This window comes from Legionella pelazae (assembly GCF_052527395.1).
In genome coordinates this window covers 225,847-250,258 of the sequence record NZ_JBNVZS010000001.1, presented here as the reverse complement: position 1 = coordinate 250,258, position 24,412 = coordinate 225,847, and the positions used below count along the sequence as shown (strand labels likewise).

Here is a 24,412-nt window from a genome sequence, read left to right as displayed (position 1 = left end):
GGTTTGTTAAGTCACCTTAACTGCTTAAAGGTAAAGTATAGTCAATTAAAAATCGACCAGGGTAAATTGTACAGAATTAGAGCATGTAAATTATACTAGGCTTATTGTGTCTGTATCTTAAGCGACAATGTTGGGCGAGAATGCTAATAATTAAATACTACTAGCATCAGTTAGTCGCTTGTTTCCGGTGCTGTTTTTACCCATGCTCGTAGTACTTCAGCAATACTCCAAGCTTGTGCTACGCAACCGCGAGGTGTGTAAGGCTCTTCTGCATCAAATACTTCACTAATAGAACCAACGCCTGAATCTTCTAAATGCTGCTCAAAGCCTACTAAAAATTGGCGAGCTTTCATACGTTTCTGAGGGTATGTTTTAATCCATGCATCAATAAATGGCCCAATTAGCCACGCCCAGACTGTACCCTGATGATAAGCAGCATCCCGCGCCCTTAAGTCACCATCATAGCGTGGCTTATAATCAGGATGACTAGGTGCTAAAGAGCGTAACCCATAGGGCGTAAGTAATTCTTTTTCACAACTTTTAATAACATCTATCCAACGTTTCTTCTCCAAAACAGGATACTTTAATGCTATTGCAAAAATTTGATTGGGACGTAATGCATTATCGTTTCCTGCTTCTCCTTCTATAACATCATAAAGATAGTGTTTATCGGCAAGCCAAAATTTTTGATTAAACGATTGATAGACTCGCTGAGCTAACTTTCTATAATGTTGACTCGCTTGTTTATCATAATGCTCAGTCCATTCTTCCATTAGTTTTAGAGCATTAAACCATAAGGCATTGATTTCAACTGCTTTACCTCGCCTGGGCGTTACCACCCAATCGCCAACCTTAGCGTCCATCCAAGTTAATTGATAACCTTCTTGTCCCTGTTTAATTAAACCATCTTTAGGATCCATACCAATATTGAAATGGGTTCCTCTTTCATGCCATTGAATAATTTCTTTAAGCGTTGGTAGAAAATAAGGCAATTCGGAATAATCATTAGTCATTGTTAAATAGCGATCAATAGCATGAAAAAACCATAAGGTTGCATCGGCAGTATGATACAAGCCTTCGTTACCGCCTTCTGGAAACATATTGGGAATAAGACCATCTTTTACATAGTGGGTAAATGTTTTTAAAATCCATAACGCTTCCTTATGACGTCCTGTACATAATGTCAATCCTTCTAAAGAAATCATTGTATCGCGGCCCCAATCGGTAAACCAATGATAACCAGCAATGATGGTATGAACTTCATTACCCTCAGCATGAGCTAAAATGCTATCTTCAATGCGGGTTTGAGGCGTGATGATGAATTTATCAGCTGCGAGAATTAATTCGGCCCCCATTCCCTCTTTGGCGGCCTGGGGCGCTAGTGATAATAAGTGCTTACGACGTCCATATTCAGCAGCTAAGGCTTTGTCAGGCTTAAGTGCAGAAATAATTTCCCAGTTCTCGGTTGATGCAACCAGTGTGGCTGAGTCTCCTTTGGTTAAATCTAGAGTAAAATAGCCTGGTGTCCAAATTTTACCTAAAGACTCATAGCCTCGTGTTTCTTCCATCCTAAAAAAGGCGTCAGGAATTAGCTGGCCTTGTAAAACAAATTTAATAGTTTCACCATGTAAAAAGAGCCGTACAAAGAGGTAATCATCAAGAATTATTTCATAGCGGTTTTCAATGGCTAAGACCCGATAGGGGGATTGATTATTTTGAGTAACCGGTGCTTCATGAGAGTGAAAATTAAAAGAGGGTTGAATATTTAAACGAATATTATTAGCACCATCAATTAGCTTATAGGTAATCTGTACAGTGTTTTGTAGATAGATAAGGATAATTCTTTTTTCAATGATAATACCATTAATATTATAACGCCATACAGGTAAGCCATAATCTAAGTAAAATTCTTGCAAATAGCTCATACCCATTAATGATATGTTATTGTTTCCCCTTTCATGACAGCTAATTAAAAAAAGATCACCCTTATCGGTCATAATTTCTTCATGAAGATGATTAAGCATGATTGTTCGCCCATAAGGAGGCGGTAAAGCAGCAATCAAGTAGCCATGATATTTACGCGTAGTAATACCAGCTACCGAGTTAGAAGCATAACCACCTAGGCCATTAGTAATAAGCCATTCGCCCCGTAATAACCGTTTAGCATTCTCTATGGGGCTATCTTTTGCTACATAGTGAGCAATATGGTGATGCCTAATTATCTGATTCATTATGTTAACTCTTTAGGCTTTAAAATCATTGTACAATAACTTGGTATATACCAATTATCTTTAGTAGCAGGCCGAACAGTTCCATGACCTCCATATTTAGGATCTTCGCTTGACCAATATAATTCCCAGCGGCAATTAATAGGAGGCGCTAATAAGGGCTCTGGAGCTGGTTCTAAATTTAAGTCTGTGCCTAGGTTTATAATCATTAATCGATCACCTTGCTTGCTAAAAAAACGAATAACAAAAGCTTGATTAGATAACATGGCACCATCTAGTTGTTTAGAAGTATAGCCAGTGAAAACTTGATCCGTTTTTCTAAGGGCAATTAAATCTTTATGTAGTTGATACCAGGTATCATTTTGTTCCCGCTCCGATAAATCTAATTTACTGCTAATAAATGTTTCTCTATCAATTGGACTAGGCATAGAGGCCCGTACTTCAGGGGTACGTACGCTGGGAAACTGTCTAAAAAATTCAAGGCGACCTCGATAAACTTGTTCTGCTATTTCAGATTTATGATCAGCAAAGTAATTAAATGGGCTAGAGGTTGCGAATTCCTGACCTTGAAATAACAAAGGCGTTTGCGGTGCAAGCAATAAATAAGCTGTCATAGCACGCAGCAGGGCCGGATTGGCTTTTTTATGGATCCTGTCCCCATAAACAGAGTTTGCGATTTGATCATGATTCTCTAAAAAATTAATAAAACAAGTCGATGCTAAATCAAATGTCGGTTTACCACGTGTTTTTTTTTGCCATTTATACCATTGGCCTTGATATAGGAAGCCATATTTAATGACTGAGATAAATTCTTGCGGACAACCATTATAATCTGTGTAATAAGCTTCGCGTTTGCCAGTTAAAAGGACTTGGGCTGTATGGTGAAAATCATCATTCCAGAGTGCGTCAAATCCAAAGCCGCCTTGGCTAACAGGTCTTACATAATCACTGTTTTGCGGTTCATTTTCAGCAATTAAGTAAATAGAGCGATTGGGCGCTACTTGCCGTATAACTTCGCTTATTTCTTGTAAAATATGGATTTTTGAAGCATCATAAATATTTTGTGAAGCATCAATCCTTAAACCATCAAAATGATACTCATCTATCCAGTATTTTGCATTTGCTAAGAAGTATTCTCTTACCGCTGTTGCATTATCTTCAAAATTAATGGCCTCTCCCCAATCGGTTGTGTATTTATCGGAGAAATAGCTATCTGAAAATTGTCTTAGATAATTACCATCTGGCCCTAAATGGTTATAAACAACATCTAAAATAACACCAATATTTAATTCATGGGCACGATTAATGAAATGACGTAAATCATCAGGCTTTCCATAGGTATGCATAGGCGCAAATAAATCAACCCCATCATAACCCCAACCAAATTCACCAGCAAACTCTGCAATTGGCATCATTTCAATAACAGTTATACCTAAATCAGCCAGATAATCTAAATGGTCGGCTGCACTTAAAAAAGTTCCTTCTTGGGTAAAAGTACCTATGTGTATTTCATAAATAATAGCATCTTCCTTCTTAATGCCTTGCCAATTTTCATCGGTCCATTTAAATTTTTTTGGATTAATTATTTCAGAAGAGTAATGTGGGCCGTTTGGTTGATATCGGGATGCGGGATCAGGGTATATTTTTGCATCTTCATCAAGCTGAAAACCATATAAATCACCTTCTTTAGCTGCACTAATAAAGCTAGAAAAATAGCCGTTACCTTCTGATGCTAAGTGAATACCGCGCTCTTTATTATTATTTAAAATAAGTGTTACCTTATTTCTTTTAGGCGCCCAAACTCTAAAATGCACGCCTTTATTGATAAGCTCAGCACCAATTGGCATTTGGCGCTTGGTTAATAATTCTTGAGGCGTCATCAATATCCTTTGTTGCTGTAATTAATTTAAAATTATAAACATTATTTTAGAAGAATATCTAATTATGAGAAATCTTAAGCCCTTCTTTTCTAAAAATAGAAATTATTCTAAAAATATATTATACTCATTGAGTATCAATAGGAAATTTATGAAAACATCGACTCAAAAAGCCGTTAACGTTTCTAATCAAGTGGCTTGGAAAGCACTTAAAAATTTAATAGAACGTTTTAATTTAACTAAAGAAGAAGCCCTTAAGCTAATGGGAGATATGCCTATTTCTTCCTATTATAAGGGTATTAACAAATTTGAAGGTAATTTAAGTCGTGATGAGAGAGAGCGAATTTCATTATTGTTAGGAATATACAAAGATTTAAGAATTTTATTTATAGATAGTGCACAAGCGATGTCATGGATTAATCGAGAAAATAAATTGCCCCCGTTTAATGGTATCACGCCTAAAAAACATATGATGGAAGGTAGTTTAATCCGCTTAGCTGAGGTACGACGATTTTTAGATTTTTGGCGAGGACACTAATTAGATGTATACCTATAAGGAGTTTAGGGAAAAGACACATCGGCTGATACCTTCACGATTTCCACCTGTCAATTTATTTGACTGGGCTGAATCTCAGAAAGAATTAGAAGAGCTTGCATTACTAGAAGGTTTAACAAATGATCGCTTAACTACAGAATATGGGCATATTTCTTTGGTTACACCAGAAGATTGGGTAGGCGGAGTTGGAGCAACGCCACTTATGGCTGCTTTTACGCATTTTGGTCAATCACGTTTTAGTGATGGTACATCCTATGGAATTTATTATGCTGGTGATTCACTACAAACTGCTATTGCTGAAACAAAATTTCATCGTGAGCAATTTTTAGCTGCATCAAATGAACCACCTTGTATTATTCAAATGCGAGAATATACTGCTTTTGTTACTAAAAAAATAGTTGATATTAGTGATAGTTCCTATCAGGATTATTTAAATCCAGATATCAATTATTATTCCGTAAGCCAAGAATTTGGGCGGCAAATTAAGATGAACAATGAATGGGGAATCTTATACCCTAGCGTAAGAAATAAGACTGCTCAATGTGTAGCAATTTTTAGGCCGCCTGCATTAACTATTCCAGTGCAGGCCGGTCACTATAATTATGTATGGAATGGAAATGCTATTTTCGAAGTAAGAAAGTCTATTAAGTATTAGTGGATATCATTTCGCATGCGTCTCTTACTGAAAGATTTTTGCTTTATCATTTTCCATAAAAAAGCTAATAATGCTAAACGCATTGAATTTCTTGCCCATCGCATCATGATAACCTCCAATGTTAAGAATATATCAACCTAGTTGTTGATATATTTTTTTATCTCCTTTAAAAAATAGGTTAGGATGAATGAAATTGCAAATTCACCGAATGTAATTAGTCTCTTTAACTTAAGTACAAGTGGCCTCTATTTTAAGGAATATGGCGTTGATGGTTCTATTTGGATGTTAGTTTCATTTGCTGAGAGATTATTTAAATAAGGATAGGTTTCGTCAGTAAACAAGGATTTTTGGGACGCTAAATTTTCGCTACTTGCTTTATCATGATTACTAATTTGTAATGTTTCAGATTTAGACATATTAAGATTTCCTATCATCTGCAAATAGCTTTCAGTTAAAATACAATCTGGCTTGTCATTAGAAAGGTTAACACTCGCCCAGGCATTTAGTGATTGAATGCTAAAAATTAAGCTAATTATGGCTGCACTGGTTAGAATGGCGAATCCAGATAGCGGAAAAATCATGCTAAATGTAATGGATAAGGCTGTTACAAAACTAGTCGCTGTCGTTAATAAGGCATATTGTAAATATTTGGATTGCCGATTTGCCGAGTATTCCTTATCTTGTGGAGGATGGTTCCATTTATGATATTCTGCTATACACCAAAAAGTGTTACTTGCTGCAAATAACCAAACTGCTGGAATTGCAACAAAAGGAGAAGTAAGAGAAATAAAAAAGCAGATTGTGGCAGCTGCGCCCAATGTGGCAGCGAATTTATGTTGAGTTGTAAATGATGTAAAACCATACCAAAAATCAGGATGTTTAGCCGAATGTGGATTAATAAAGCTTGCTAACAACCAAAGTAAATAACCTGTTAAATAACAAGCTAGAGAAAAAATAGAAGTAATAAATGAGAAAAGATAAAAAGGTAGGTTTTGTAGTTTAGCGGTCACAAAACCTATAAAAAAAAATATACTGCTAAATCTATTTAGATATTTTCCGTAACTCATTTAGAACTACCCTGTAATAAAAAGAAGTTATTTATTATTTATATAATAGCTTTAGCACATAAGTTATTTAAAAGAAAGAGAATATACGCTTATATAGATAAATTATTACAGTTGTTTTCTTGGTAATGAAAAGGCAATACTATTTATTTAGTGGTAGGGCTAGTCGATTTAAGAGGTAGAGTAATACGAACTCGTAATCCTCCTTTGGGTCGGTTAATCGCCATGATAGTACCATGATGCAGTTGTATGGCTTTTTCAGCGATAGATAAACCTAAGCCATAACCACCTGTTTTCTTTTCTCGCGATGTGTCAACTCGGTAAAAAGGACTAAATATGTTCTTTAATTGTTCATCGGGCACACCGGGACCACAGTCCTCTATATCAATGAATAGAGCTGTTTTTTCTGGATTAGTAGATAGAGAAATAGTTACTTTCTTATTAGGTGGTGAGTAACGCATAGCATTTCTTACAATATTTTCGATTGCTCGGTGCATCAGTCGCTCGTCAACTAACAATTCATAATTTTCTGCAGCTATTAACTGAACTTTATCCTGCTCTTCACCAAATTCAAAGTTAACATCTTCGATAATACGATTTACTAAATCTAAAATATTAACTTTTGTTTTGTTAAGCTCTTCTGCTGAGCGATCAAGACGAGCAAATTGTAAAATCTCACCAATTAAGTTATTTAAGCGTAGGCATTCGACCTCCATGCGGGAAAACTCAATATCAGCCACCGGGGATGCTTTTTTACGGCCTAATTCAATAGCAATTTGTAATCGGGCTAGAGGCGAGCGTAGTTCATGGGAAATGTCTTGCAATAATCGTTCTTTAGAGCTAACTAAGCTTTCTAATTGTTCCGCCATTCTATCGAATTCACTACTTAACTCTGCAATTTCATCTCGATAGTGACCTTTGAAATGTCCAACTCGTGTATTTAATTTCCCAGTTGCTATTGATTTTGCTGCCATACCTAACGATCGTAATGGTTGAGTTAGGTAGAGAGAAAGCAAATAACAAATCAGTCCACTGATGAAAATTGCAATAGTTAAACGAATAGTTAAGCCTGCCCAAGGTATAACTACAAAGTGGGAAAGTGGTTTTTCGCTGACTGCCGCTAAGCGGTAAGCTTTGCCAGATGTAGATAAAATTTCATGGCTTATAATTAAATTCCCAAATTTAAGTAATCCTTCATCAAGTTCTTCATTGACTAAATCGGCAGCAATTCGTTTAATTTCTAAAGGAGGAGGGGTGTTACCTATTATTTCACCGGTACTACACAATAGGTATAAAGTCATTTTCTTAGAGGCTCCGGTTTGAGCGAGCCATTTTTTTAATGCGGCATGTTGTCCTGATTCAAAGGTAGCTACAGCTGCATTGGCATAGCTATCCATAAAGACATGTTCACGTGCAGGAATAGAAGATTTTTGGGCAATTTCGCTTGTTACCCAGGCTGTTGTAATAATAATAAGAATAGTTGCTAGCCAAAAAGAGAGAAATATTTTCCAATATAAACTACGCATTAAACATATATCCAAATCCTCGGACAGTTTTAACGAGCGGTTCACCTAGATCATTATCACCTAATTTATTACGTAAATTACTAATATGAACGTCAATACTACGATCATAGGCTGTATACTTTCGACCTAATGCATACTCGGTTAATTCTTCTTTTGAAAAAGCTTGACCTGGTGATTTTATTAACATTTCTAAAATATTAAATTCAGCATTGGTCAACTCCATGGGTTGACCATGATGCGTTGCTAATCTTTTAGAGCAATCAACCACAATATCTTGTAGTTCAATAATAGGCCGTTGAGCGGGTATTTTTTGGGTTCGACGTAAAATTGCTCGAAGTCTCGCAACTAACTCCCTGGGATTGCAAGGTTTAGGTAAATAATCATCTGCTCCAATTTCTAAGCCAACAATGCGATCAATATCATCGCCACGCGCAGTAAGCATCAGCACTGGTGTTTCTAAATGTTCGCGAATAGCTTTTAATACTTCAAAACCATTTAACCTAGGTAACATCACATCCAAAATAATTGCATCAAAAGGTTGATTTAAAGCTTTCTTGACAGCACTTTCGCCATCATGGACGCAAATAACGTTAAAACCCTCTGGTTCAAGATATTGCTCTAATAAATCAGTGAGCTCTATATCATCATCAACAATTAAAATGTTACTGTTCATTTAGTAATTAACCCTCGGTTTGGCCTTAATTTTAACGAGAAATATTAGGTATTTTATCCTTTCTGCTTTGAAAAGGCAGGTAAGCTATCTTGATATAAGCTATCGGTTTCATCGATAGTATTAGTGCGTTTATCAAAACAACTTAACAATTTTATTCGTCTTGCATCGGCATTTATAACTTTAAATTCAAACTGATCGATAGTAGTTACTTCGCCTCGTTTAGGTAGGTAACCAAAATTAGCCATAACGATACCGCCAATTGTATCATATGTCTCATCGCTGAAGTGAGCATCTAAATACTCATTAAATTCCTCAATAGGCATATGAGCTTTTATAATATAGTGTGAGTCACCATGTTCCTTAATATAGGCTTCTTCATCAACATCAAACTCATCTTCTATATCACCAATGATTTGTTCAATAATATCTTCAATTGTTACAAAACCGTTGACTGTACCATACTCATCAACAACGAGGGCCATATGGTTACGATTGCTGCGAAAGTCGCTTAATAATAAATCTAGGCGCTTACTTTCAGGTACAAACGTTGCTTGCCGGACCATATCGTTTAAATCAAATTCACTGGCATTCTTTGCATAAAATTTTAATAAATCTTTAGCATGTAATATGCCAATTACATCATCAGGATTATCCCCTGTTACAGGAAAGCGAGAATGGCCAGAGCTCGTTACAATTTCTATGACTTTTTCAAAGTCATCATCTTGAGAAATAGTTGTCATTTGCTTTTTAGGCAGCATAATATCGCGCACTTTCATTTGTGAGAATTGAATAACACCCTCAATCATACCTAATGTTTCAGCGTTAATAAGTGAACGAATTTGAGCATCACGTAATAAACTGATTAATTCCTCCTGATTTTGTGGTTCAACTTGCAGGAATTGTTTTAAACGCATAAACCACGAATTGGCATCGTCTTCTTTATTCACAAATCGCTTCCTCTTGTTGATAGGGATTGGCATAACCTAGAGTTACTAACAATTTAATCTCCATAGCTTGCATTGTACGAGCATCTTGTTCCTCAATATGATCATAACCTAGTAAGTGGAGTACACCATGAATGACAATATGAGCCCAGTGAGCTTCCAGCGCTATTCCTTGCTCTTTGCTTTCTTTTTTTAAGACTTCCGGGCAAATTACAATATCGCCTAGAAAGGGGTATTCTAGTTGTATTTCATTAGGTAAATTACTTGGAAAAGCCAATACATTAGTTGGTTTATCTTTTTTTCGATAAGTTTTATTTAATGCCGTAATTTCACTTATTTCAACGAAACGTAACGTTAATTCGGCAGTTTCCTTTAATTCATTTAAAATCAGACTTACCCAGTTACGTAGAGTACTCACAGCAATAGGTAATGGTTTTTTGCAGACAATTTGAATATCAATGTATTTGGCTAAATCTTGACAACAATCATCCATTTTTTCCCTCCGTTTCTTTATCGTAACTCTCTACAATACGAGAAATTAACGGGTGTCTAACCACTTCACGGCTAGTAAACATATGAATGCTAATTTCATTTAAATCTTTAAATAAATTAACAGCATGGGAAAGCCCTGATTGGATGCCTTTAGGTAAATCGACTTGAGTCATATCCCCTGTTACAACCGCCTTAGAGCCGAATCCCATTCGGGTAAGAAACATTTTCATTTGCATAATAGTCGTATTTTGCGCTTCATCTAAAATAATGAATGCATCGTTTAAAGTCCGTCCGCGCATAAAAGCAAGGGGAAGAATCTCAATGACATCGTTTTGAATTAATTTTTGTGCTTCTTTAAATCCTAACATTTCATAAATTGCATCATAAATAGGCCGTAAATAAGGAAGAACCTTTTCAACTAAATCGCCAGGTAAAAAGCCTAATTTTTCTCCTGCTTCAACCGCAGGTCTTACAAAAACTAAACGCTGCACTTCGCCTTTTTCAAAACATTCTATTGCTTTAGAAACAGCGAGATAAGTTTTACCTGTCCCGGCAGGCCCTACAGCAAAAATTATATCATTTTTATCAATACTGGTTAAGTATTCAGCTTGTTTGCTGTTGCGAGGTAAAATAACTTTCCGGCTTAATTTAATAGAGTTAATAGAGCTCATAATAGTTTCATTGTCCTCAGAAGTAAGCAGTGACTGCACCATATCTGGACTAACTGGTTGTTCAGCAAGACGATATAACTCTTTAATAATAGTTTTCGCACGAATTAATGTGGAAGGAGAGTGAGTATATAAAATTAACTTATTTTGCTGAATTCTTATGGATAGTTGCAGAGATTTTTCAAGTAGAAGAATATTTTCATGCAAGACGCCACATAAATTAGCTAAACGCTGCACATTTAAGTGAGGTAAATAAACGTGTTCGCTTTGCGGTGTACTGCTCAATGTATATTTAAAAATAGTTAGTTATGTACCTAAAGAATAGTTCAAAAACCTCTATTTCTGCAAGTCCTGAATAATACATAAGTATAAATTGCAGGCAAAAGTAATATATAATTACAATTATTTAGTAAATTGAAACAAAATAAAGTAATAAAATTTCTTAATATTTGTTAATTTAGATGAAATAGCGTCGATGATTGATTTACACTGCCACAGCCACTTTTCTGATGGTCTTCTTTCTCCTAAAGAGTTAATTGAGAAGGCTTCGGCAATTAATTTACATGTTTTAGCATTAACTGACCATGATACTATTAAAGGTGTAGAAGATTTATTAAGAGTAACAAATCATTACTCTGTTAAGATTATTAACGGTATTGAATTTAGTACTCGCTGGAAAAAATATGACATTCATATTATTGGTTTAGGCGTAGATATTGCTAATTGTTTTTTAAATGATTTAATTAGTAAACAAAATAATAACCGTATTAATCGAGCTAAAAAAATTTCAGAAAAGTTAGCTTATATTGGTATTCATAATGCTTTTGAAAGAGCTTGCCAGCTTGCTGGTCACGATAGGATTGGACGCCCGCATTTTGCAAGGTTATGCGTAGAAGACGCTAAAGCTATGGATATTCAATCTGCTTTTAAGCAGTATTTGCGTCGTGGTAAACAAGCTTATGTAGAAACCCCATGGATTTCTATTGCCGATGCTGTAGAGGGGATTAATAAAGCCGGTGGGCAAGCTGTATTAGCGCATCCATTAAAATATCAGTTAACTTTAACTAAATTAAATGAGTTAATTAAAGAATTTAAACAAGCGGGCGGTGAAGGTTTAGAAGTAGTATCAGGAAACATAACCTTAGATCAAATGAATACTGTTGCTGCCTTTTGTAGGCGTTTTGAGTTATTAGCTTCAACTGGTTCAGATTATCATGGTGATTCCTTGTCTCGTATTTCTCTTGGACGGCAAGCCGAACTACCGCTAAACTGTACGCCTATTTGGCATAAGTGGAACATCTGATAGGGGATTATATGAGCCAATTTTTTGCAATTCATCCTGATAATCCGCAAGCGCGTCTATTAAGGCAGGCTGCAAAGATTATTGAAGATGATGGCTTAATTGCTTACCCAACTGACTCAGGTTATGCACTGGGTTGTAAGCTAGCTAATAAAAGTGCTTTAGAGCGAATAAGACTTTTAAGACACTTGGATAAAAATCATAATATGACGCTGGTTTGTCGAGATCTATCACAATTAGGTACGTATGCTCGTGTATCAAATCCTATATTTCGTTTATTAAAAGCGTTTACTCCCGGCTCATATACCTTTATTTTACAAGCGACTCATGAAGTTCCACGATTAATGTTACATCCTAAACGACGAACATTAGGTCTGCGCATTCCTGACAATACTATTACCTTAGCTTTATTAGAGTATTTTCATGCGCCCTTAATGAGTACAAGCTTAATTCTTCCTGGCGCACAAACTCCTTTAAGTCAACCGGAAGCTATACAGGATATTTTAGGTAGTAGGATTGATTTAATTATTGATGGCGGTAATTGTGGTTATGAGCCAACTACTGTAGTCGATTTAACAGGGGATTATCCTGTCATTTTACGGGAGGGGAAGGGTGATCCGGAGCCTTTTAGATAAAGTTAATTTTATGATGTACTTTAATGGTGCTATTTTGAGGTTTTATGTCTGCTTTATTTAATTTAAATAAAAGAGTCGTCTCCGGTATGCGTGCTAGTGGCCGTTTGCATCTTGGCCATTATCATGGCGTACTAAAAAATTGGCTTACTTTACAACATCAGTATGATTGTTATTTTTTTGCCGCAGACTGGCATGGTTTAACTACTCATTATGATGAACCGGGCTATATTGAGACTATCCTCTGGGATATGATTATAGACTGGCTAGCTTGTGGGATTAATCCTAGTTTATGTAAGTTATTTATTCAATCTTGGGTACCAGAGCATGCAGAATTACATCTACTTCTTTCGATGATTACGCCGCTAGGCTGGTTAGAGCGGGTTCCTTCTTTTAAAGATCAACAAGAAAAGCTGCGCGATAAAGATCTTGCGACCTATGGTTTCTTAGGGTATCCCTTACTACAAAGCGCAGATGTTTTACTTTATAAAGCATCATATGTTCCCGTTGGGGAAGATCAGATATCGCATATTGAGCTCATTCGTGAGGTAGCTCGTCGTTTTAATTATTTGTATGGCCGCGAGCCTAATTTTGAAGCGTTAGCTCAAGAAGCCATTACTAGAATGGGTAAAAAAAATAGCAAGCTGTATACCGACTTACGCAAGCAATTTCAGCAGGATGGTAATCTTGATGCATTAAATACAGCACAAGCGCTTCTCACTAATCAGCATAATTTATCTTTAGGAGACAAGGAGCGGCTTTTAGGCTACTTAGATGGCTCTGGCAAAATTATATTACCTGAACCACAGCCTCTATTAACCGAGATGCCTAAAATGCCAGGGATTGACGGACAGAAAATGTCAAAATCATATAATAATACGATTAGTTTAAGAGAAGAGCCTGCTTCTGTTGAGCGTAAGATTTTGACTATGCCCACTGATCCAGCTCGAGTTAAACGAACTGACCCAGGTGAACCAGAAAAGTGTCCAGTTTGGCAGTTCCATAAAATATACTCTTCTGAAGACGTTAAAGATTGGGTCCAAACAGGTTGCCGGACCGCCGGTATAGGATGTATTGATTGTAAACGGCCGATTATTAATGCCATTAATCAGGAATTAAAAACGATTCAAACATCTATACAAGATTTTGAAGCAGACATAGGCTCAGTGAAGCAAATTATTGCTGAAGGTAGTGATGCAGCGCGCGATGAAGCAAACAGGACATTAAAGGATGTGCGTGAAGTGATGGGTCTAGATTATTAATGATTGCCGCCGATAAAGAATTATCAGCTCCGGCTATTGCAACCGTAAGCGGTAAGCCATTTACCCAAATGCCAGCTGATCTTTTTATTCCACCTGACGCTTTAGAAATTTTGCTTGATTCCTTTACAGGCCCCTTTGATTTACTTTTATACCTAATTCGGCGGCAAAATATCGATATTATGGATATTCCTATTGCTATAATAACAGAGCAATACATGCATTATATTCAATTAATGAAAGAACACCGCCTAGAATTAGTAGCTGAGTATTTAGTTATGGCAGCTATGCTTGCTGAGATTAAATCAAGATTTTTGTTGCCTAAAAATCCTTGTCTTTCGGAGGAGATTGAAGAAGATCCTCGTTTTGCCTTAGTTCAGCAATTACAGCGCTACGAACAGTTTAAACAGGCGGCTGAAAGGATGGATAATTTACCGCGTTGCGAGCGAGATATCTTTCGCTTTAATATAAAATCACAAGGGTTATCACGCATCATTTATCAACCTGATGTTGCCTTGCTTAGTTTAACTAAAGCAATGTTAGATTTAATTGGACGACAAGAACATAAAAGCACGCATCGGATTACCAAAGAGGTACTCTCAGTTAAAGAACGTATCCTCTGGGTTTTGGAAAAAGTGCAAAAAGATAAATCAACTACCTTCTTTGAACTCATTATTCTTAAAGAAGGTCGCCTGGGAATTATAGTCACTTTATTAGCGGTTTTAGAATTAGCCAGACAAACTCTTTTAATCGTTACTCAAACGGAAAACTTTTCTCCAATACGTCTTGAGGCAAAATAATGACTAATAATGAATTGAAAAACATTGTTGAAGCCTTATTATTGAGTTCAGAAAATCCTTTAACCCTTGAGCAAATAATAGATGTATTTGAGGATTGGCAGAAACCTGATCGCAATCGAATTAAACAAATTTTGAGCGAATTAAATTTAGATTACACTAATCGTGCAATTGAGTTAACACAACTAGCGAGTGGTTATTGTATCCAAACTCGGCCACAATATGGGCTTTGGATAAGTCGTCTACAAGCTGATAAGCCACCTAAATACTCAAAGGCCTTATTAGAAACTTTAGCTATTATTGCTTATCAGCAGCCTGTAACCCGCGCTGATATAGAAGCGATTCGAGGCGTAGGTGTAAGTACTTCAATATTAAAAACCTTACTTGAAAGAGAATGGATAAAAGTGGGAGGCTATCGAGATGTTCCTGGAAAACCAGCTGTTTATGTAACAACCAAGCAATTTTTAGATTATTTTAACCTAACTTCGATTGAACAATTACCCCCTTTAGAAGACAATACCTCGCTTAAAGAAGATACATCACAACTACTTGCCAAAGAGTACATTTAATTATGAGCGCTGAAAGACTACAGAAGATATTAAGCCAAGCAGGCCTTGGTTCTAGACGGGAAATGGAACGATGGATTGAGCAAGGGCTAGTCCGTGTTAATGGGCAGATAGCAAAATTAGGAGATAGTGCAACAGCGAATGATAAGATTAATGTAAAAGGTAAATTAATTAATAATCCTTTGAAAAAACAGTTAAAAACTAGAATCTTAATTTATCATAAACCCGTTGGAGAAATTTCCAGCCGCCATGATCCTAAGCATTCACGGACCGTGTTCGATAAGTTACCTAAATTGCGCCAAGGTCGTTGGGTACAGGTTGGCCGTTTAGATGTTAATACATCGGGACTATTATTATTTACCAATAATGGTGAATTAGCTAATAAATTAATGCATCCAAGTTTTGGCTTAGAAAGAGAATATGCGGTACGTGTACATGGACAAGTAAGCCCAGAAATAATTAATAATTTATTAAAAGGTGTAAAGTTAGATGACGGTTTTGCCCAGTTTAAGCGGGTTGAATTTAGAGGAGGCGAAGGCAGTAACACTTGGTATCATGTTACCTTAACAGAAGGGCGCAACCGCGAAGTCAGAAGGCTATGGGTATCTCAAGGGATTGAAGTGAGTCGATTAATACGTATCCGTTATGGTAATATTAGTATGCCAAGATTTTTATCTCGCGGTAGTTATCATGAGTTATCAGTTCAAGAAATAGACTCCTTATTGAAATCCATGCCAGGATTGGCAGTAGATTAACTACCTTTAGGTTAAAAGATAAACTAGATAAAAATTTGTCTATAATGTTGCAAAAATATTTGTTTTTTTGATGTATGATTATGATTGATCTCAAGTTTCGAGCAGCGTTATCAATAGCGGCACACCCTAAGTTTAAAATAAGGCGCAAGTGATTAAGCAAAGAGCGTATAAGCGATACATAACTGAATTCGCGTGAACTTGCAACGCCTAGTGCTTAGTAGGTAACCCTATGATTGATAAACACAATAACTTGACAATTAAATCATCGCTATAAAGTTAGAGTTATAAAATGGGAAATAAGCGTCACTTAGCTCGTGCTCCTCAAATCGCTAAAATTGAAAAATTTAGCCATGATGGACGCGGTATAGCTCGTATTAATGGTAAAACGACCTTTATCCAAGGGGCATTACCCGGTGAGACAGTAAGCTTTCAATACACTAAAATAAAGAAAGACTTTGATGAAGGTAAAACGCTTACTGTAGTATCAGCGTCTGCTATGCGGGCAGAGCCACGCTGCCCTCATTATCGAATTTGCGGTGGTTGTTCTTTACAACACTTAAAAGAGCATATGCAGATACAGGAGAAGCAGTCGCTACTTCTTGATTTATTGCAGCGTATTGCTCATATTAAGCCAGAAATTATTTTGCTACCTCTAGCAAGTTCAAGCTGGAATTATCGTAATAAGGCTCGTTTAAGTGTACGCTACGTGGAAAAGAAAAAGACGACCTTAGTAGGTTTTAGAGAAAAAGATAATCCGCGCTATATTGCAGAAATTAGTCAGTGTCCAGTTTTACACGCCAAAGTAGATAAACATATTCCAGCTTTAAAGCAATTAATTGATTCTTTAGATAATCCGCATAGTATCGCTCAAATTGAAGTGGCTGCTGGTGATGAAGAAGTTGCTTTGATATTACGTAATTTAGAGCCCTTGTCTGAAAAAGATAATGATAAATTAAAATTATTTAGTAACAGCAGTGGATTTACTTTATTTCTACAGCCTGGTAATGCCCAAACAGTTGCGCGTTTCTATCCCAAAGCCAATAGCGATTTTTTAACCTATAGTTTATCTAATGAAGAGATAAAATTTAAATTTCATCCTACAGATTTTACGCAAGTTAATGCCAGTTTAAATCAATTGATGATTAGCCAAGCTATGCAGTTGATGGATTTAAACCAAGATGATGTCGTATTAGATTTATTTTGCGGTTTAGGAAATTTTTCTCTACCGCTTGCTAAGCGCTGTGCACAAGTTATTGGTATAGAAGGCAGTGAGGCTATGGTTTTAAGAGCAAAATTAAATGCCCAAAGTAATGGTATTACCAATACTCATTTTTATTGTGCTGATCTTGATAAACCAGATGGACTTTGTCAATTTCCAATAGAAAAAGCCAATAAGGTATTAATTGATCCGCCTCGTTCAGGCGCACTGGAAATTATTAAACAATTTATTAATTTAAAAATTAAGCGGTTAGTTTATGTTTCTTGTAATCCTGCAACGCTAGCTCGTGATAGTAATATTTTAGTCAATGAATTAAATTATCATTTAAAAGCAGCCGGGGTTATGGACATGTTTCCACATACAGCCCATGTTGAATCCATTGCTTTATTTGAGAAAAGGTGAAGTATGGTTAAGGTCAAAGAAAGTACACCATGGATTACCGAAGACGGGCATATCGATGTTGAGCAGTGGCTCTCACAATTAGGATCAAAAGGTTACTTTCAAGATTTGAATAAAATAAGAAATGCCTGCACCCTAAGTCAGTTGGCTTGTCTTGATCATGCAACTGAAGCAGGCTTTTCCTGTTTGCAGCAAGGTTTATTAATGGCTGACATTCTAGCGGATTTAGAAGTTGATCAAGATACACTTATTGCAGCTATTATTTTTGTTAGTGTTCATTACGCTGATTTATCTTTAGATGATGTAGAAGAACAGTGTGGCGCGCCTATCGCTAAATTAGTTAAAGGCATTGAAAGAATGAGTGCCATTAGCATTCTAAAGCCTCTGAATGCTTATCAACAAAATAAGCATCAGCTTGATAATGTTCGCAAGATGTTGTTAGCAATGGTAGACGATGCGCGAGTTGTTTTAATCAAATTGGCCGAGCGCTTGTGCCTTTTACGCGCATCTGCGCAATTACCAGAAGCTTTACGTAAGCAGATAGCAACAGAAGCAATGGATATTTATGCCCCTTTAGCTAACCGCTTAGGTATTGGAGCTATTAAATGGGAAATGGAAGATTTAGCTTTTCGCTACTTACATCCTGAGGAATATAAAGCGATTGCTAAAGGATTAAAAGCAAAGCGCTTAGAACGCGATAGGTATGTTGATTTAATTGTGGCAGAGCTTAACAAACGAATTAAAGAATCTGGCGCAAAGCATTTTGCGGTTTACGGTCGTTCTAAACATATTCATAGCATTTATCGCAAGATGACTAGAAAAAATGTGTCATTAGAGGAAATATATGATGCCACAGCCGTGAGAGTGCTCGTTGAAACCGTTGACCAGTGTTATGACGTTTTAGGTATGGTTCATTCATTGTGGAAGCAAATTCCTGCTGAATTTGATGATTATATTAGTAATCCAAAAGCCAATGGTTATCAATCTTTACATACTGCTGTGGAAGGCCCTGAAGGCCGTGTATTTGAAGTTCAAATTCGCACATTTCATATGCATGATTTAGCGGAAATGGGCGTAGCTGCTCATTGGAAATACAAAGAAGGCGGTCAAACTCGTAAAGAAAGCCATGAACGTAAAATTGAATGGTTACGCGATGTATTAGCCTGGCATAAGGAAATGGCGACCTCAAGTGGTGTATCTGAGGCTATGGAGAGGGAATTTTTAGAAGACAGAGTCTATGTTTTCACACCTGATGGTGATGTATTAGATCTACCAAATGGTGTTACGCCACTTGATTTCGCTTATCATGTTCACAGTCAGATTGGCCATCGTTGTAGAGGCGCAAAAGTCAATGGTGCGATTGTTCCTTTAACGTATGCACTAAAAACAGGTGATCGTATTGAAATTCTTACAGGTAAAGAGGAACGCCCGTCCCGTGACTGGATTAACCCACATCTTAATTATTTGAAAACGTCAAGAGCTAAAGCGAAAGTATTGCATTGGTTTAAAATGCAAGATTACGATAAAAATCGCGCTGAAGGGCAAGAAATCCTAGATAAAGAGTTAAAAAATTTAGGCATTAAAGCGGAGCGTTTACATGATGTAGTTACCTCCTTTAACTTTAAACGATTAGATGATTTACTTGCGGCATTAGGAAGGGGAGATATTAAATTAGGCCAAATTCTTCATCGTTTATCGCCGATGGAAGAGATAGTTCCTGAACAAGTGGTTGTAAAAGCAAAGCCGCAGCCCATTCCAGAAACACGAGGCAGTGATTTAAAGATTGAAGGTGTAGGTAATCTTCTTACCAGTATGGCTCGCTGCTGTCAGCCTCTCCCTGGCGATGAAGTTGTTGGTTATATTACCATCGGTCGTGGTGTTTCTATTCATCGAAAAGATTGCCCAAATATTATTCATGCTAACGAGAGACAACGTCAACGCTTGATTCAAGTCAGTTGGGGTAGTTCAACGCGAGATCATTATGTCGTTGATATTTTGATAAAGGCATTTAATCGCTCAGATTTACTACGTGATATAACCTCTTTACTTGCCAATGAGCGCGCTCATGTTTACGCCCTACAAACTCAAAGTAGTAAGCAAGATAACACAGCCTTTATTACCTTAACGGTAGAAATAGATGGGTTAAATAGTTTATCTCGTCTTTTAAATAAATTAGAGCGGGTTCCTAATGTACTTGAGGCGCGTCGACAAGTAGGTAGCTAAATTTTAATTATGATAAAATAAGTCCTAAGGCTACTTCGCGTTGTTCGCTAAGTAAAATGTTATAAGTACGACAGGCTGCGCCGATTGACATGGACTCTAGGCTGATACGTTGGTTGGACAAAGTTTGTAATAAAGAAATAGGGGCAAATTTTCCTTCTAGAGCATGGCCAATAATGATTATATTAGGTGTATGTGTTAACAATGGTGCTAAGTTTTTATCATTTAAATGTTGAATGGTAGATAGAGGCCAGTCTGTTATAACACCATGCTTACTGACTATGATATTGTGTTGATAAATAACAGAATCAATTTTGACTTCTGTTTCGCTATAACCTTGAATAGCGTATTGATCACTATTTTCTAGACTAATATGCATCGTTTTGGCCATTAAATGATATTAATTGCATTATAACACAGAGGTAAAATTATGAGTCAATTTTCGCGCATTAAACGCTTACCGCCCTATGTATTTAATACTTTAACTCAATTAAAGGCAGAAGCACGAGCGCGAGGCGAAGATATCATTGACTTTGGGATGGGAAATCCAGATCAGCCAACGCCACCTCATATAGTCGATAAATTAGTTGAAACAGTAAAGCGCCCTAATACGCACCGTTATTCTATGTCTAAAGGAATTCCACGCTTACGACGAGCAATGGCTAATTGGTATAAGAGAAATTATAATGTTCACTTAGATCCTGAAAAACAAGTACTTACAACCATTGGATCAAAGGAAGGACTTGCTCATTTAGCTTTGGCAATCAGTGGGCCCGGTGATACCGTCTTAGTGCCTGATCCTGCCTATCCTATTCATACGTATGGCTTTATCATTGCTGGCGCTAATGTTAAACAAATTCCTTTGCATGAAGAAAAACAGTTTTTATGTGCTATTGAAGAGGCAATTGAACAAACTTGGCCGCGTCCTAAAGCATTAGTTATTAACTTTCCTGCTAATCCCAGCACCCATTGTGTTGATTATGCTTTTTTTGAAGAAATGGTTACTTTAGCTAAGAAACACAAAATTTGGGTTATTCATGATTTAGCCTATGCAGATATTGTTTTTGATGGTTATAAAGCACCTTCTATTTTAGAAGTGCCTGAAGCAATAGATGTTGCCATTGAGACTTATTCTTTATCCAAATCCTATAACATGCCTGGTTGGCGAGTAGGTTTTGCCTGTGGCAATGAAGAGTTGGTAGCTGCCCTAGCTCGTATAAAATCCTATTTAGATTATGGTACTTTCACACCAATCCAAGTTGCAGCCATTGCTGCTTTAGAAGGCCCAGATGATTGTGTTAAGGAAATATGTAAACTTTATGAGCGGCGTCGTAATGCATTATGTGAGGGCCTCCAAGATTTAGGCTGGCAAGTGGAAAAGCCAAAGGCAACCATGTTTGTCTGGGCTAAAATACCTCCTTTCTACCGGCATTTAGGTTCTTTAGAGTTTTCAAAGTATTTATTGAAAGAAGCTCATATAGCTGTTTCTCCTGGCATAGGATTTGGACCGCAAGGAGATAGTTTTGTTCGCTTTGGACTAATTGAAAATAACCAGCGGATACGACAAGCATTAAGAAATTTAAAAGCACTCTTTAAAAGAGATGGCTACGCTGAAGCTATTTAAAAACTTTTCGATTTCCACATCCTGCGGTTTGGTTCAGGATCCTTTGGATTTTGCGAACAAGTCAGCATTTGTTGCGCGGCTAATGAATGTCATCCCCGCGCAGGCGGGGATCTATTCATAAATTAGCACTGAGGTTAATTTCACATGGATGGATTCCCGCCTACGCGGGAAAGACATTCTCTACCAACGCAACAATGTGACAATGCCGGCTTGACCAAAGGATCCAGAAATGTAGTTAAGTCCTCTAAATTGCTGAATGCCGGTAATGAAGATCTCGTGTTGAAAAATTCTTCAAAAAATAAGTGTTTTTGTGGCAATAAAAACTGTCTTAAATTAAAGGTAATTTGATATGGATGTAATCCTTAGTAATAATAAATTTTCTCCAGTACCAAAAAATTCTAAGCCATTAGTTACACAAGGGAATTTTGAATTAAATTTTTTAGCAACTTTAGGTTATGAAACCAGCCATCCTCCTTTAGGAGATTTGCTAAAACAATACTATCAATTAGAAGGAGAATGGCTTGTGGCTTCACCTATTTTTTGGCAAGCCAGTCATAATGATGCATTTATTGTTGCAGCGAATAATGATTTAGATTTAAATGACAAGGAATCCTACGCTTGGTTTAAAGAAGTCGAGCAGTTTCTTATGGAAGAGAACTTTAGTATGTATTACCATAGTGCCAACATATGGTTAATTAAAGTCGCTAATAAACCACAGTTAAATAGCCAGCCTGTGCATCTTATAATGCATAAATCATTGATGCCTTTTTTAGAGGAAATGGATAAAACACTTTATTGGCAGCGTTTATTTACTGAATTACAAATGTTTTTGAGTAATCATGATTATAATCAACAGCGATTAAATAAACCTCCTCTTAATGGGTTATGGTTTTATGGTGGTGGAGAATTTGCCCTAAATTCTAAAAGATTAATCTTAACTGATGATGCGCGATTTAGATTAGCTTTTTCTCAGCAAATAAAACAGTTAGACTTAACTGATCGTATTGATAATAATAGTATTTTGCTATTAAAAGACATAAACCAGATTAATACTGAGAAACTTACTGAGATGTTAAAGAATCGCACAGTGAGCTGGTTTTGGAATAATACTGCTTATCAAACATTTAAAGAGCATTGGTGGGATAAATTATGGCGAGGGTTAATTAATGCTAATTAAACAAAGGACTTTACCAGATTCATTACCTGCTTTAGGAGGAATCTCACCGGTTTTACAGCGAATTTATGCAGCACGTGGAATTACTGATGAAACCCAATTAGATAAGCGCCTACAAACATTGCTACCTTTTAATCATTTAACTGGAATAGATAAAGCCTGTTTACGTTTAGAGTATGCTTTGCAGGCTCAGCAACGGATTTTAATTATTGGTGATTTTGATGCCGATGGTGCAACATCTACCGCTTTAGCTGTATCGGCTCTACGTAGTATGGGCGCTATGAATGTTGAGTATTTAGTGCCTAATCGCTTTGAATATGGCTACGGTTTAACACCAGCAATTATTGAAGTAGCTAAAAAATGGTGCCCAAATCTAATTATTACTGTTGATAACGGTATTACCAGTATAGAAGGCGTTGATGCAGCAAATGCCTCTGAAATTGATGTCGTTATTACAGATCACCACTTACCAGGAGAGGTGCTACCGAACGCTTGCGCAATCGTTAATCCTAATCAGTTAGATGACCCATTCAATAGTAAAGCAATAGCGGGTGTCGGTGTTATTTTTTATGTTATGCTCGCTTTGCGCAGACATCTTGTAAATCATGGCTGGTTTGCGCAGCAATCCTTGCCTGAACCTAATATGGCTCAATTTCTAGATTTAGTGGCTTTAGGCACTGTAGCAGATGTTGTGCCTCTTGATCAAAATAATCGTATTCTAGTAAATCAAGGCTTAGCGCGTATTCGTCAGGGCTTATGTAGGCCTGGTATTAAGGCATTAATAGAGATTACCAGACGTGATTTTTCACGTCTTCGTGAAAGTGATTTAGGTTTTGCTATTGCGCCTCGTTTAAATGCAGCAGGCCGTCTAGATGATATGTCTTTGGGGATTGAATGTTTACTATGCGATGATCTTAATCAAGCGAAAAAATTAGCAGAGCACTTAGATGAATTAAATCAAGAGCGACGAGTTATTGAAGCAGAGATGAAAGAGCAAGCTCTACGAGCCATTGAACAATTAACTCAGCACATAGAATATGCACAGCAATTGCCTATTGCTTTATGTTTAATTGATCCTTCTTGGCATCAGGGTGTTATAGGTATTTTAGCTGGCAGATTAAAAGATCGTTACCATCGCCCTGTCATTATTTTTTCGGTGGTCAGTGAAAATGAGATAAAGGGTTCGGCTCGTTCAATAGCGGCTTTAAATATTCGCGATGTATTGGCAGCGATTGATAAAAATCATTCTGGACTCATTAATAAATTTGGTGGACATGCCATGGCTGCTGGCTTAAGTCTGCATCCTGATAATTTTAATACTTTTCACCAAGCCTTTCTTGCTGAAGTTGAAAAGCATATGGATGCTTCTCATTGCGAAGGACTGTTATTAACAGATGGGCCGTTAGAGATTCATGATCTTAATCTTGAAATGGCGACACTACTTCAGCAAGCAGGACCTTGGGGGCAGCAATTTCCAGAGCCTTGTTTCGATAATGAATTTGAGATATTAGAGCAACGTTTAGTGGGTCAACACCACCTTAAATTAACTTTATTACATAGCTTGGGCGGAGAGCCAATAGATGCAATAGCGTTTAACGTTGACTTAACAAATTGGCCTAATCACCGCGCAAAGAAAGTTCATATTGCCTATAAACTAGATGTAAATGTTTTTCAGGGACGTTCAAAATTGCAGCTCCTCGTGACCGCTTTAAAAGCTATATAGCGCCACCCACTAAGCTTTATACTTCGTTGCAAGCTTGCTCGGCTCAGTCATGTACTTAGTT

Annotated in this window: 22 protein-coding genes; 13 read left to right on the top strand and 9 right to left on the bottom strand. The window is 36.9% G+C overall.

Annotation, left to right across the window (positions count from 1 at the left end):
• Positions 1-170: 170 nt before the first annotated feature.
• Both ACQUW5_RS01160 and treZ read right to left on the bottom strand, forming a co-directional pair.
• Positions 171-2,231: an amylo-alpha-1,6-glucosidase gene (locus tag ACQUW5_RS01160; protein ID WP_444989199.1), complete on the bottom strand. Its 2,061-nt coding sequence runs from the start codon at positions 2,229-2,231 to the stop codon at positions 171-173.
• Positions 2,231-4,108 carry a malto-oligosyltrehalose trehalohydrolase gene (gene treZ / locus ACQUW5_RS01155; RefSeq protein ID WP_444989197.1) on the bottom strand — a complete coding sequence of 626 codons (1,878 nt, stop codon included), beginning with the start codon at positions 4,106-4,108 and terminating at the stop codon, positions 2,231-2,233. Before treZ ends, ACQUW5_RS01160 begins: the two co-directional genes overlap by 1 nt.
• Before the next feature lie 148 nt (positions 4,109-4,256).
• Between treZ and ACQUW5_RS01150 the strand changes: the two genes are divergently transcribed.
• Positions 4,257-4,643, top strand: a complete 387-nt coding sequence (locus ACQUW5_RS01150) for an antitoxin Xre-like helix-turn-helix domain-containing protein (RefSeq protein ID WP_444989195.1) — start codon at positions 4,257-4,259, stop codon at positions 4,641-4,643.
• 4 nt (positions 4,644-4,647) lie between these two features.
• Positions 4,648-5,316, top strand: a complete 669-nt coding sequence (locus tag ACQUW5_RS01145) for an RES family NAD+ phosphorylase (RefSeq protein WP_444989193.1) — start codon at positions 4,648-4,650, stop codon at positions 5,314-5,316.
• 245 nt (positions 5,317-5,561) lie between these two features.
• Here the strand turns inward: ACQUW5_RS01145 and ACQUW5_RS01140 are convergent, their stop codons facing one another.
• From ACQUW5_RS01140 to ACQUW5_RS01115, 6 genes are all read right to left on the bottom strand, one after another.
• Positions 5,562-6,383, bottom strand: coding sequence for a hypothetical protein (locus ACQUW5_RS01140; RefSeq protein ID WP_444989191.1), 822 nt, complete (start codon positions 6,381-6,383; stop codon positions 5,562-5,564).
• A gap of 143 nt (positions 6,384-6,526) precedes the next feature.
• Positions 6,527-7,906: a two-component system sensor histidine kinase CpxA gene (gene cpxA, locus ACQUW5_RS01135; RefSeq protein WP_444989189.1), complete on the bottom strand. Its 1,380-nt coding sequence runs from the start codon at positions 7,904-7,906 to the stop codon at positions 6,527-6,529.
• On the bottom strand, positions 7,899-8,579 hold the full coding sequence (gene cpxR, locus ACQUW5_RS01130) for a two-component system response regulator CpxR (protein WP_444989187.1): 681 nt from the start codon (positions 8,577-8,579) through the stop codon (positions 7,899-7,901). The genes cpxA and cpxR overlap by 8 nt, the downstream gene beginning before the upstream one ends.
• A 53-nt stretch (positions 8,580-8,632) precedes the next feature.
• Entirely contained in the window at positions 8,633-9,526 is an 894-nt protein-coding gene (locus ACQUW5_RS01125) for a CorC family transporter (RefSeq protein WP_444989185.1), read from the bottom strand.
• Positions 9,519-10,016 carry an rRNA maturation RNase YbeY gene (gene ybeY, locus ACQUW5_RS01120; protein WP_444989183.1) on the bottom strand — a complete coding sequence of 166 codons (498 nt, stop codon included), beginning with the start codon at positions 10,014-10,016 and terminating at the stop codon, positions 9,519-9,521. Before ybeY ends, ACQUW5_RS01125 begins: the two co-directional genes overlap by 8 nt.
• Positions 10,009-10,968: a PhoH family protein gene (locus ACQUW5_RS01115; RefSeq protein WP_444989181.1), complete on the bottom strand. Its 960-nt coding sequence runs from the start codon at positions 10,966-10,968 to the stop codon at positions 10,009-10,011. Before ACQUW5_RS01115 ends, ybeY begins: the two co-directional genes overlap by 8 nt.
• Before the next feature lie 190 nt (positions 10,969-11,158).
• Between ACQUW5_RS01115 and ACQUW5_RS01110 the strand changes: the two genes are divergently transcribed.
• From ACQUW5_RS01110 to relA, 8 genes are all read left to right on the top strand, one after another.
• On the top strand, positions 11,159-11,986 hold the full coding sequence (locus ACQUW5_RS01110) for a PHP domain-containing protein (RefSeq protein ID WP_444989179.1): 828 nt from the start codon (positions 11,159-11,161) through the stop codon (positions 11,984-11,986).
• An 11-nt stretch (positions 11,987-11,997) separates the two neighbouring features.
• Entirely contained in the window at positions 11,998-12,618 is a 621-nt protein-coding gene (locus tag ACQUW5_RS01105) for an L-threonylcarbamoyladenylate synthase (protein ID WP_444989177.1), read from the top strand.
• A gap of 44 nt (positions 12,619-12,662) precedes the next feature.
• A complete protein-coding gene (locus tag ACQUW5_RS01100; RefSeq protein WP_444989175.1) occupies positions 12,663-13,877 on the top strand; it encodes a tryptophan--tRNA ligase in 1,215 nt (404 codons plus the stop codon).
• Positions 13,877-14,674 carry a segregation and condensation protein A gene (locus ACQUW5_RS01095; protein WP_444989173.1) on the top strand — a complete coding sequence of 266 codons (798 nt, stop codon included), beginning with the start codon at positions 13,877-13,879 and terminating at the stop codon, positions 14,672-14,674. Before ACQUW5_RS01100 ends, ACQUW5_RS01095 begins: the two co-directional genes overlap by 1 nt.
• Positions 14,674-15,240: an SMC-Scp complex subunit ScpB gene (scpB, locus tag ACQUW5_RS01090; RefSeq protein ID WP_444989171.1), complete on the top strand. Its 567-nt coding sequence runs from the start codon at positions 14,674-14,676 to the stop codon at positions 15,238-15,240. Before ACQUW5_RS01095 ends, scpB begins: the two co-directional genes overlap by 1 nt.
• Before the next feature lie 2 nt (positions 15,241-15,242).
• On the top strand, positions 15,243-15,992 hold the full coding sequence (rluB, locus tag ACQUW5_RS01085; RefSeq protein WP_444989169.1) for a 23S rRNA pseudouridine(2605) synthase RluB: 750 nt from the start codon (positions 15,243-15,245) through the stop codon (positions 15,990-15,992).
• A gap of 289 nt (positions 15,993-16,281) precedes the next feature.
• On the top strand, positions 16,282-17,613 hold the full coding sequence (gene rlmD, locus ACQUW5_RS01080; protein WP_444989168.1) for a 23S rRNA (uracil(1939)-C(5))-methyltransferase RlmD: 1,332 nt from the start codon (positions 16,282-16,284) through the stop codon (positions 17,611-17,613).
• 3 nt (positions 17,614-17,616) lie between these two features.
• Positions 17,617-19,833 (top strand): GTP diphosphokinase, encoded by a 2,217-nt coding sequence (gene relA / locus ACQUW5_RS01075; protein WP_444989166.1) that lies wholly within the window; start codon positions 17,617-17,619, stop codon positions 19,831-19,833.
• 7 nt (positions 19,834-19,840) lie between these two features.
• Here the strand turns inward: relA and ACQUW5_RS01070 are convergent, their stop codons facing one another.
• On the bottom strand, positions 19,841-20,209 hold the full coding sequence (locus tag ACQUW5_RS01070) for an Mth938-like domain-containing protein (RefSeq protein ID WP_444989165.1): 369 nt from the start codon (positions 20,207-20,209) through the stop codon (positions 19,841-19,843).
• A 51-nt stretch (positions 20,210-20,260) separates the two neighbouring features.
• On the opposite strand from ACQUW5_RS01070, the gene alaC reads away from it, so the two are divergent.
• From alaC to recJ, 3 genes are all read left to right on the top strand, one after another.
• On the top strand, positions 20,261-21,454 hold the full coding sequence (gene alaC, locus ACQUW5_RS01065; protein ID WP_444989163.1) for an alanine transaminase: 1,194 nt from the start codon (positions 20,261-20,263) through the stop codon (positions 21,452-21,454).
• 349 nt (positions 21,455-21,803) lie between these two features.
• Positions 21,804-22,631, top strand: a complete 828-nt coding sequence (locus tag ACQUW5_RS01060; RefSeq protein WP_444989161.1) for a hypothetical protein — start codon at positions 21,804-21,806, stop codon at positions 22,629-22,631.
• Entirely contained in the window at positions 22,621-24,351 is a 1,731-nt protein-coding gene (gene recJ, locus ACQUW5_RS01055) for a single-stranded-DNA-specific exonuclease RecJ (protein WP_444989159.1), read from the top strand. Before ACQUW5_RS01060 ends, recJ begins: the two co-directional genes overlap by 11 nt.
• Positions 24,352-24,412 lie beyond the last annotated feature (61 nt).

Excerpts from the sequence above, each read along its gene's own strand:
- rluB (WP_444989169.1), top strand. The coding sequence starts at position 15,243 with ATGAGCGCTGAAAGACTACAGAAGATATTAAGCCAAGCAGGCCTTGGT.
- ACQUW5_RS01105 (WP_444989177.1), top strand. The coding sequence starts at position 11,998 with ATGAGCCAATTTTTTGCAATTCATCCTGATAATCCGCAAGCGCGTCTA.
- relA (WP_444989166.1), top strand. The coding sequence starts at position 17,617 with ATGGTTAAGGTCAAAGAAAGTACACCATGGATTACCGAAGACGGGCAT.
- treZ (WP_444989197.1), bottom strand. The coding sequence starts at position 4,108 with ATGACGCCTCAAGAATTATTAACCAAGCGCCAAATGCCAATTGGTGCT.
- recJ (WP_444989159.1), top strand. The coding sequence starts at position 22,621 with ATGCTAATTAAACAAAGGACTTTACCAGATTCATTACCTGCTTTAGGA.
- cpxR (WP_444989187.1), bottom strand. The coding sequence starts at position 8,579 with ATGAACAGTAACATTTTAATTGTTGATGATGATATAGAGCTCACTGAT.
- ACQUW5_RS01110 (WP_444989179.1), top strand. The coding sequence starts at position 11,159 with ATGATTGATTTACACTGCCACAGCCACTTTTCTGATGGTCTTCTTTCT.
- alaC (WP_444989163.1), top strand. The coding sequence starts at position 20,261 with ATGAGTCAATTTTCGCGCATTAAACGCTTACCGCCCTATGTATTTAAT.
- ybeY (WP_444989183.1), bottom strand. The coding sequence starts at position 10,016 with ATGGATGATTGTTGTCAAGATTTAGCCAAATACATTGATATTCAAATT.
- ACQUW5_RS01070 (WP_444989165.1), bottom strand. The coding sequence starts at position 20,209 with ATGCATATTAGTCTAGAAAATAGTGATCAATACGCTATTCAAGGTTAT.
- ACQUW5_RS01145 (WP_444989193.1), top strand. The coding sequence starts at position 4,648 with ATGTATACCTATAAGGAGTTTAGGGAAAAGACACATCGGCTGATACCT.
- rlmD (WP_444989168.1), top strand. The coding sequence starts at position 16,282 with ATGGGAAATAAGCGTCACTTAGCTCGTGCTCCTCAAATCGCTAAAATT.
- ACQUW5_RS01150 (WP_444989195.1), top strand. The coding sequence starts at position 4,257 with ATGAAAACATCGACTCAAAAAGCCGTTAACGTTTCTAATCAAGTGGCT.
- cpxA (WP_444989189.1), bottom strand. The coding sequence starts at position 7,906 with ATGCGTAGTTTATATTGGAAAATATTTCTCTCTTTTTGGCTAGCAACT.
- ACQUW5_RS01100 (WP_444989175.1), top strand. The coding sequence starts at position 12,663 with ATGTCTGCTTTATTTAATTTAAATAAAAGAGTCGTCTCCGGTATGCGT.
- scpB (WP_444989171.1), top strand. The coding sequence starts at position 14,674 with ATGACTAATAATGAATTGAAAAACATTGTTGAAGCCTTATTATTGAGT.
- ACQUW5_RS01060 (WP_444989161.1), top strand. The coding sequence starts at position 21,804 with ATGGATGTAATCCTTAGTAATAATAAATTTTCTCCAGTACCAAAAAAT.
- ACQUW5_RS01140 (WP_444989191.1), bottom strand. The coding sequence starts at position 6,383 with ATGAGTTACGGAAAATATCTAAATAGATTTAGCAGTATATTTTTTTTT.
- ACQUW5_RS01160 (WP_444989199.1), bottom strand. The coding sequence starts at position 2,231 with ATGAATCAGATAATTAGGCATCACCATATTGCTCACTATGTAGCAAAA.
- ACQUW5_RS01095 (WP_444989173.1), top strand. The coding sequence starts at position 13,877 with ATGATTGCCGCCGATAAAGAATTATCAGCTCCGGCTATTGCAACCGTA.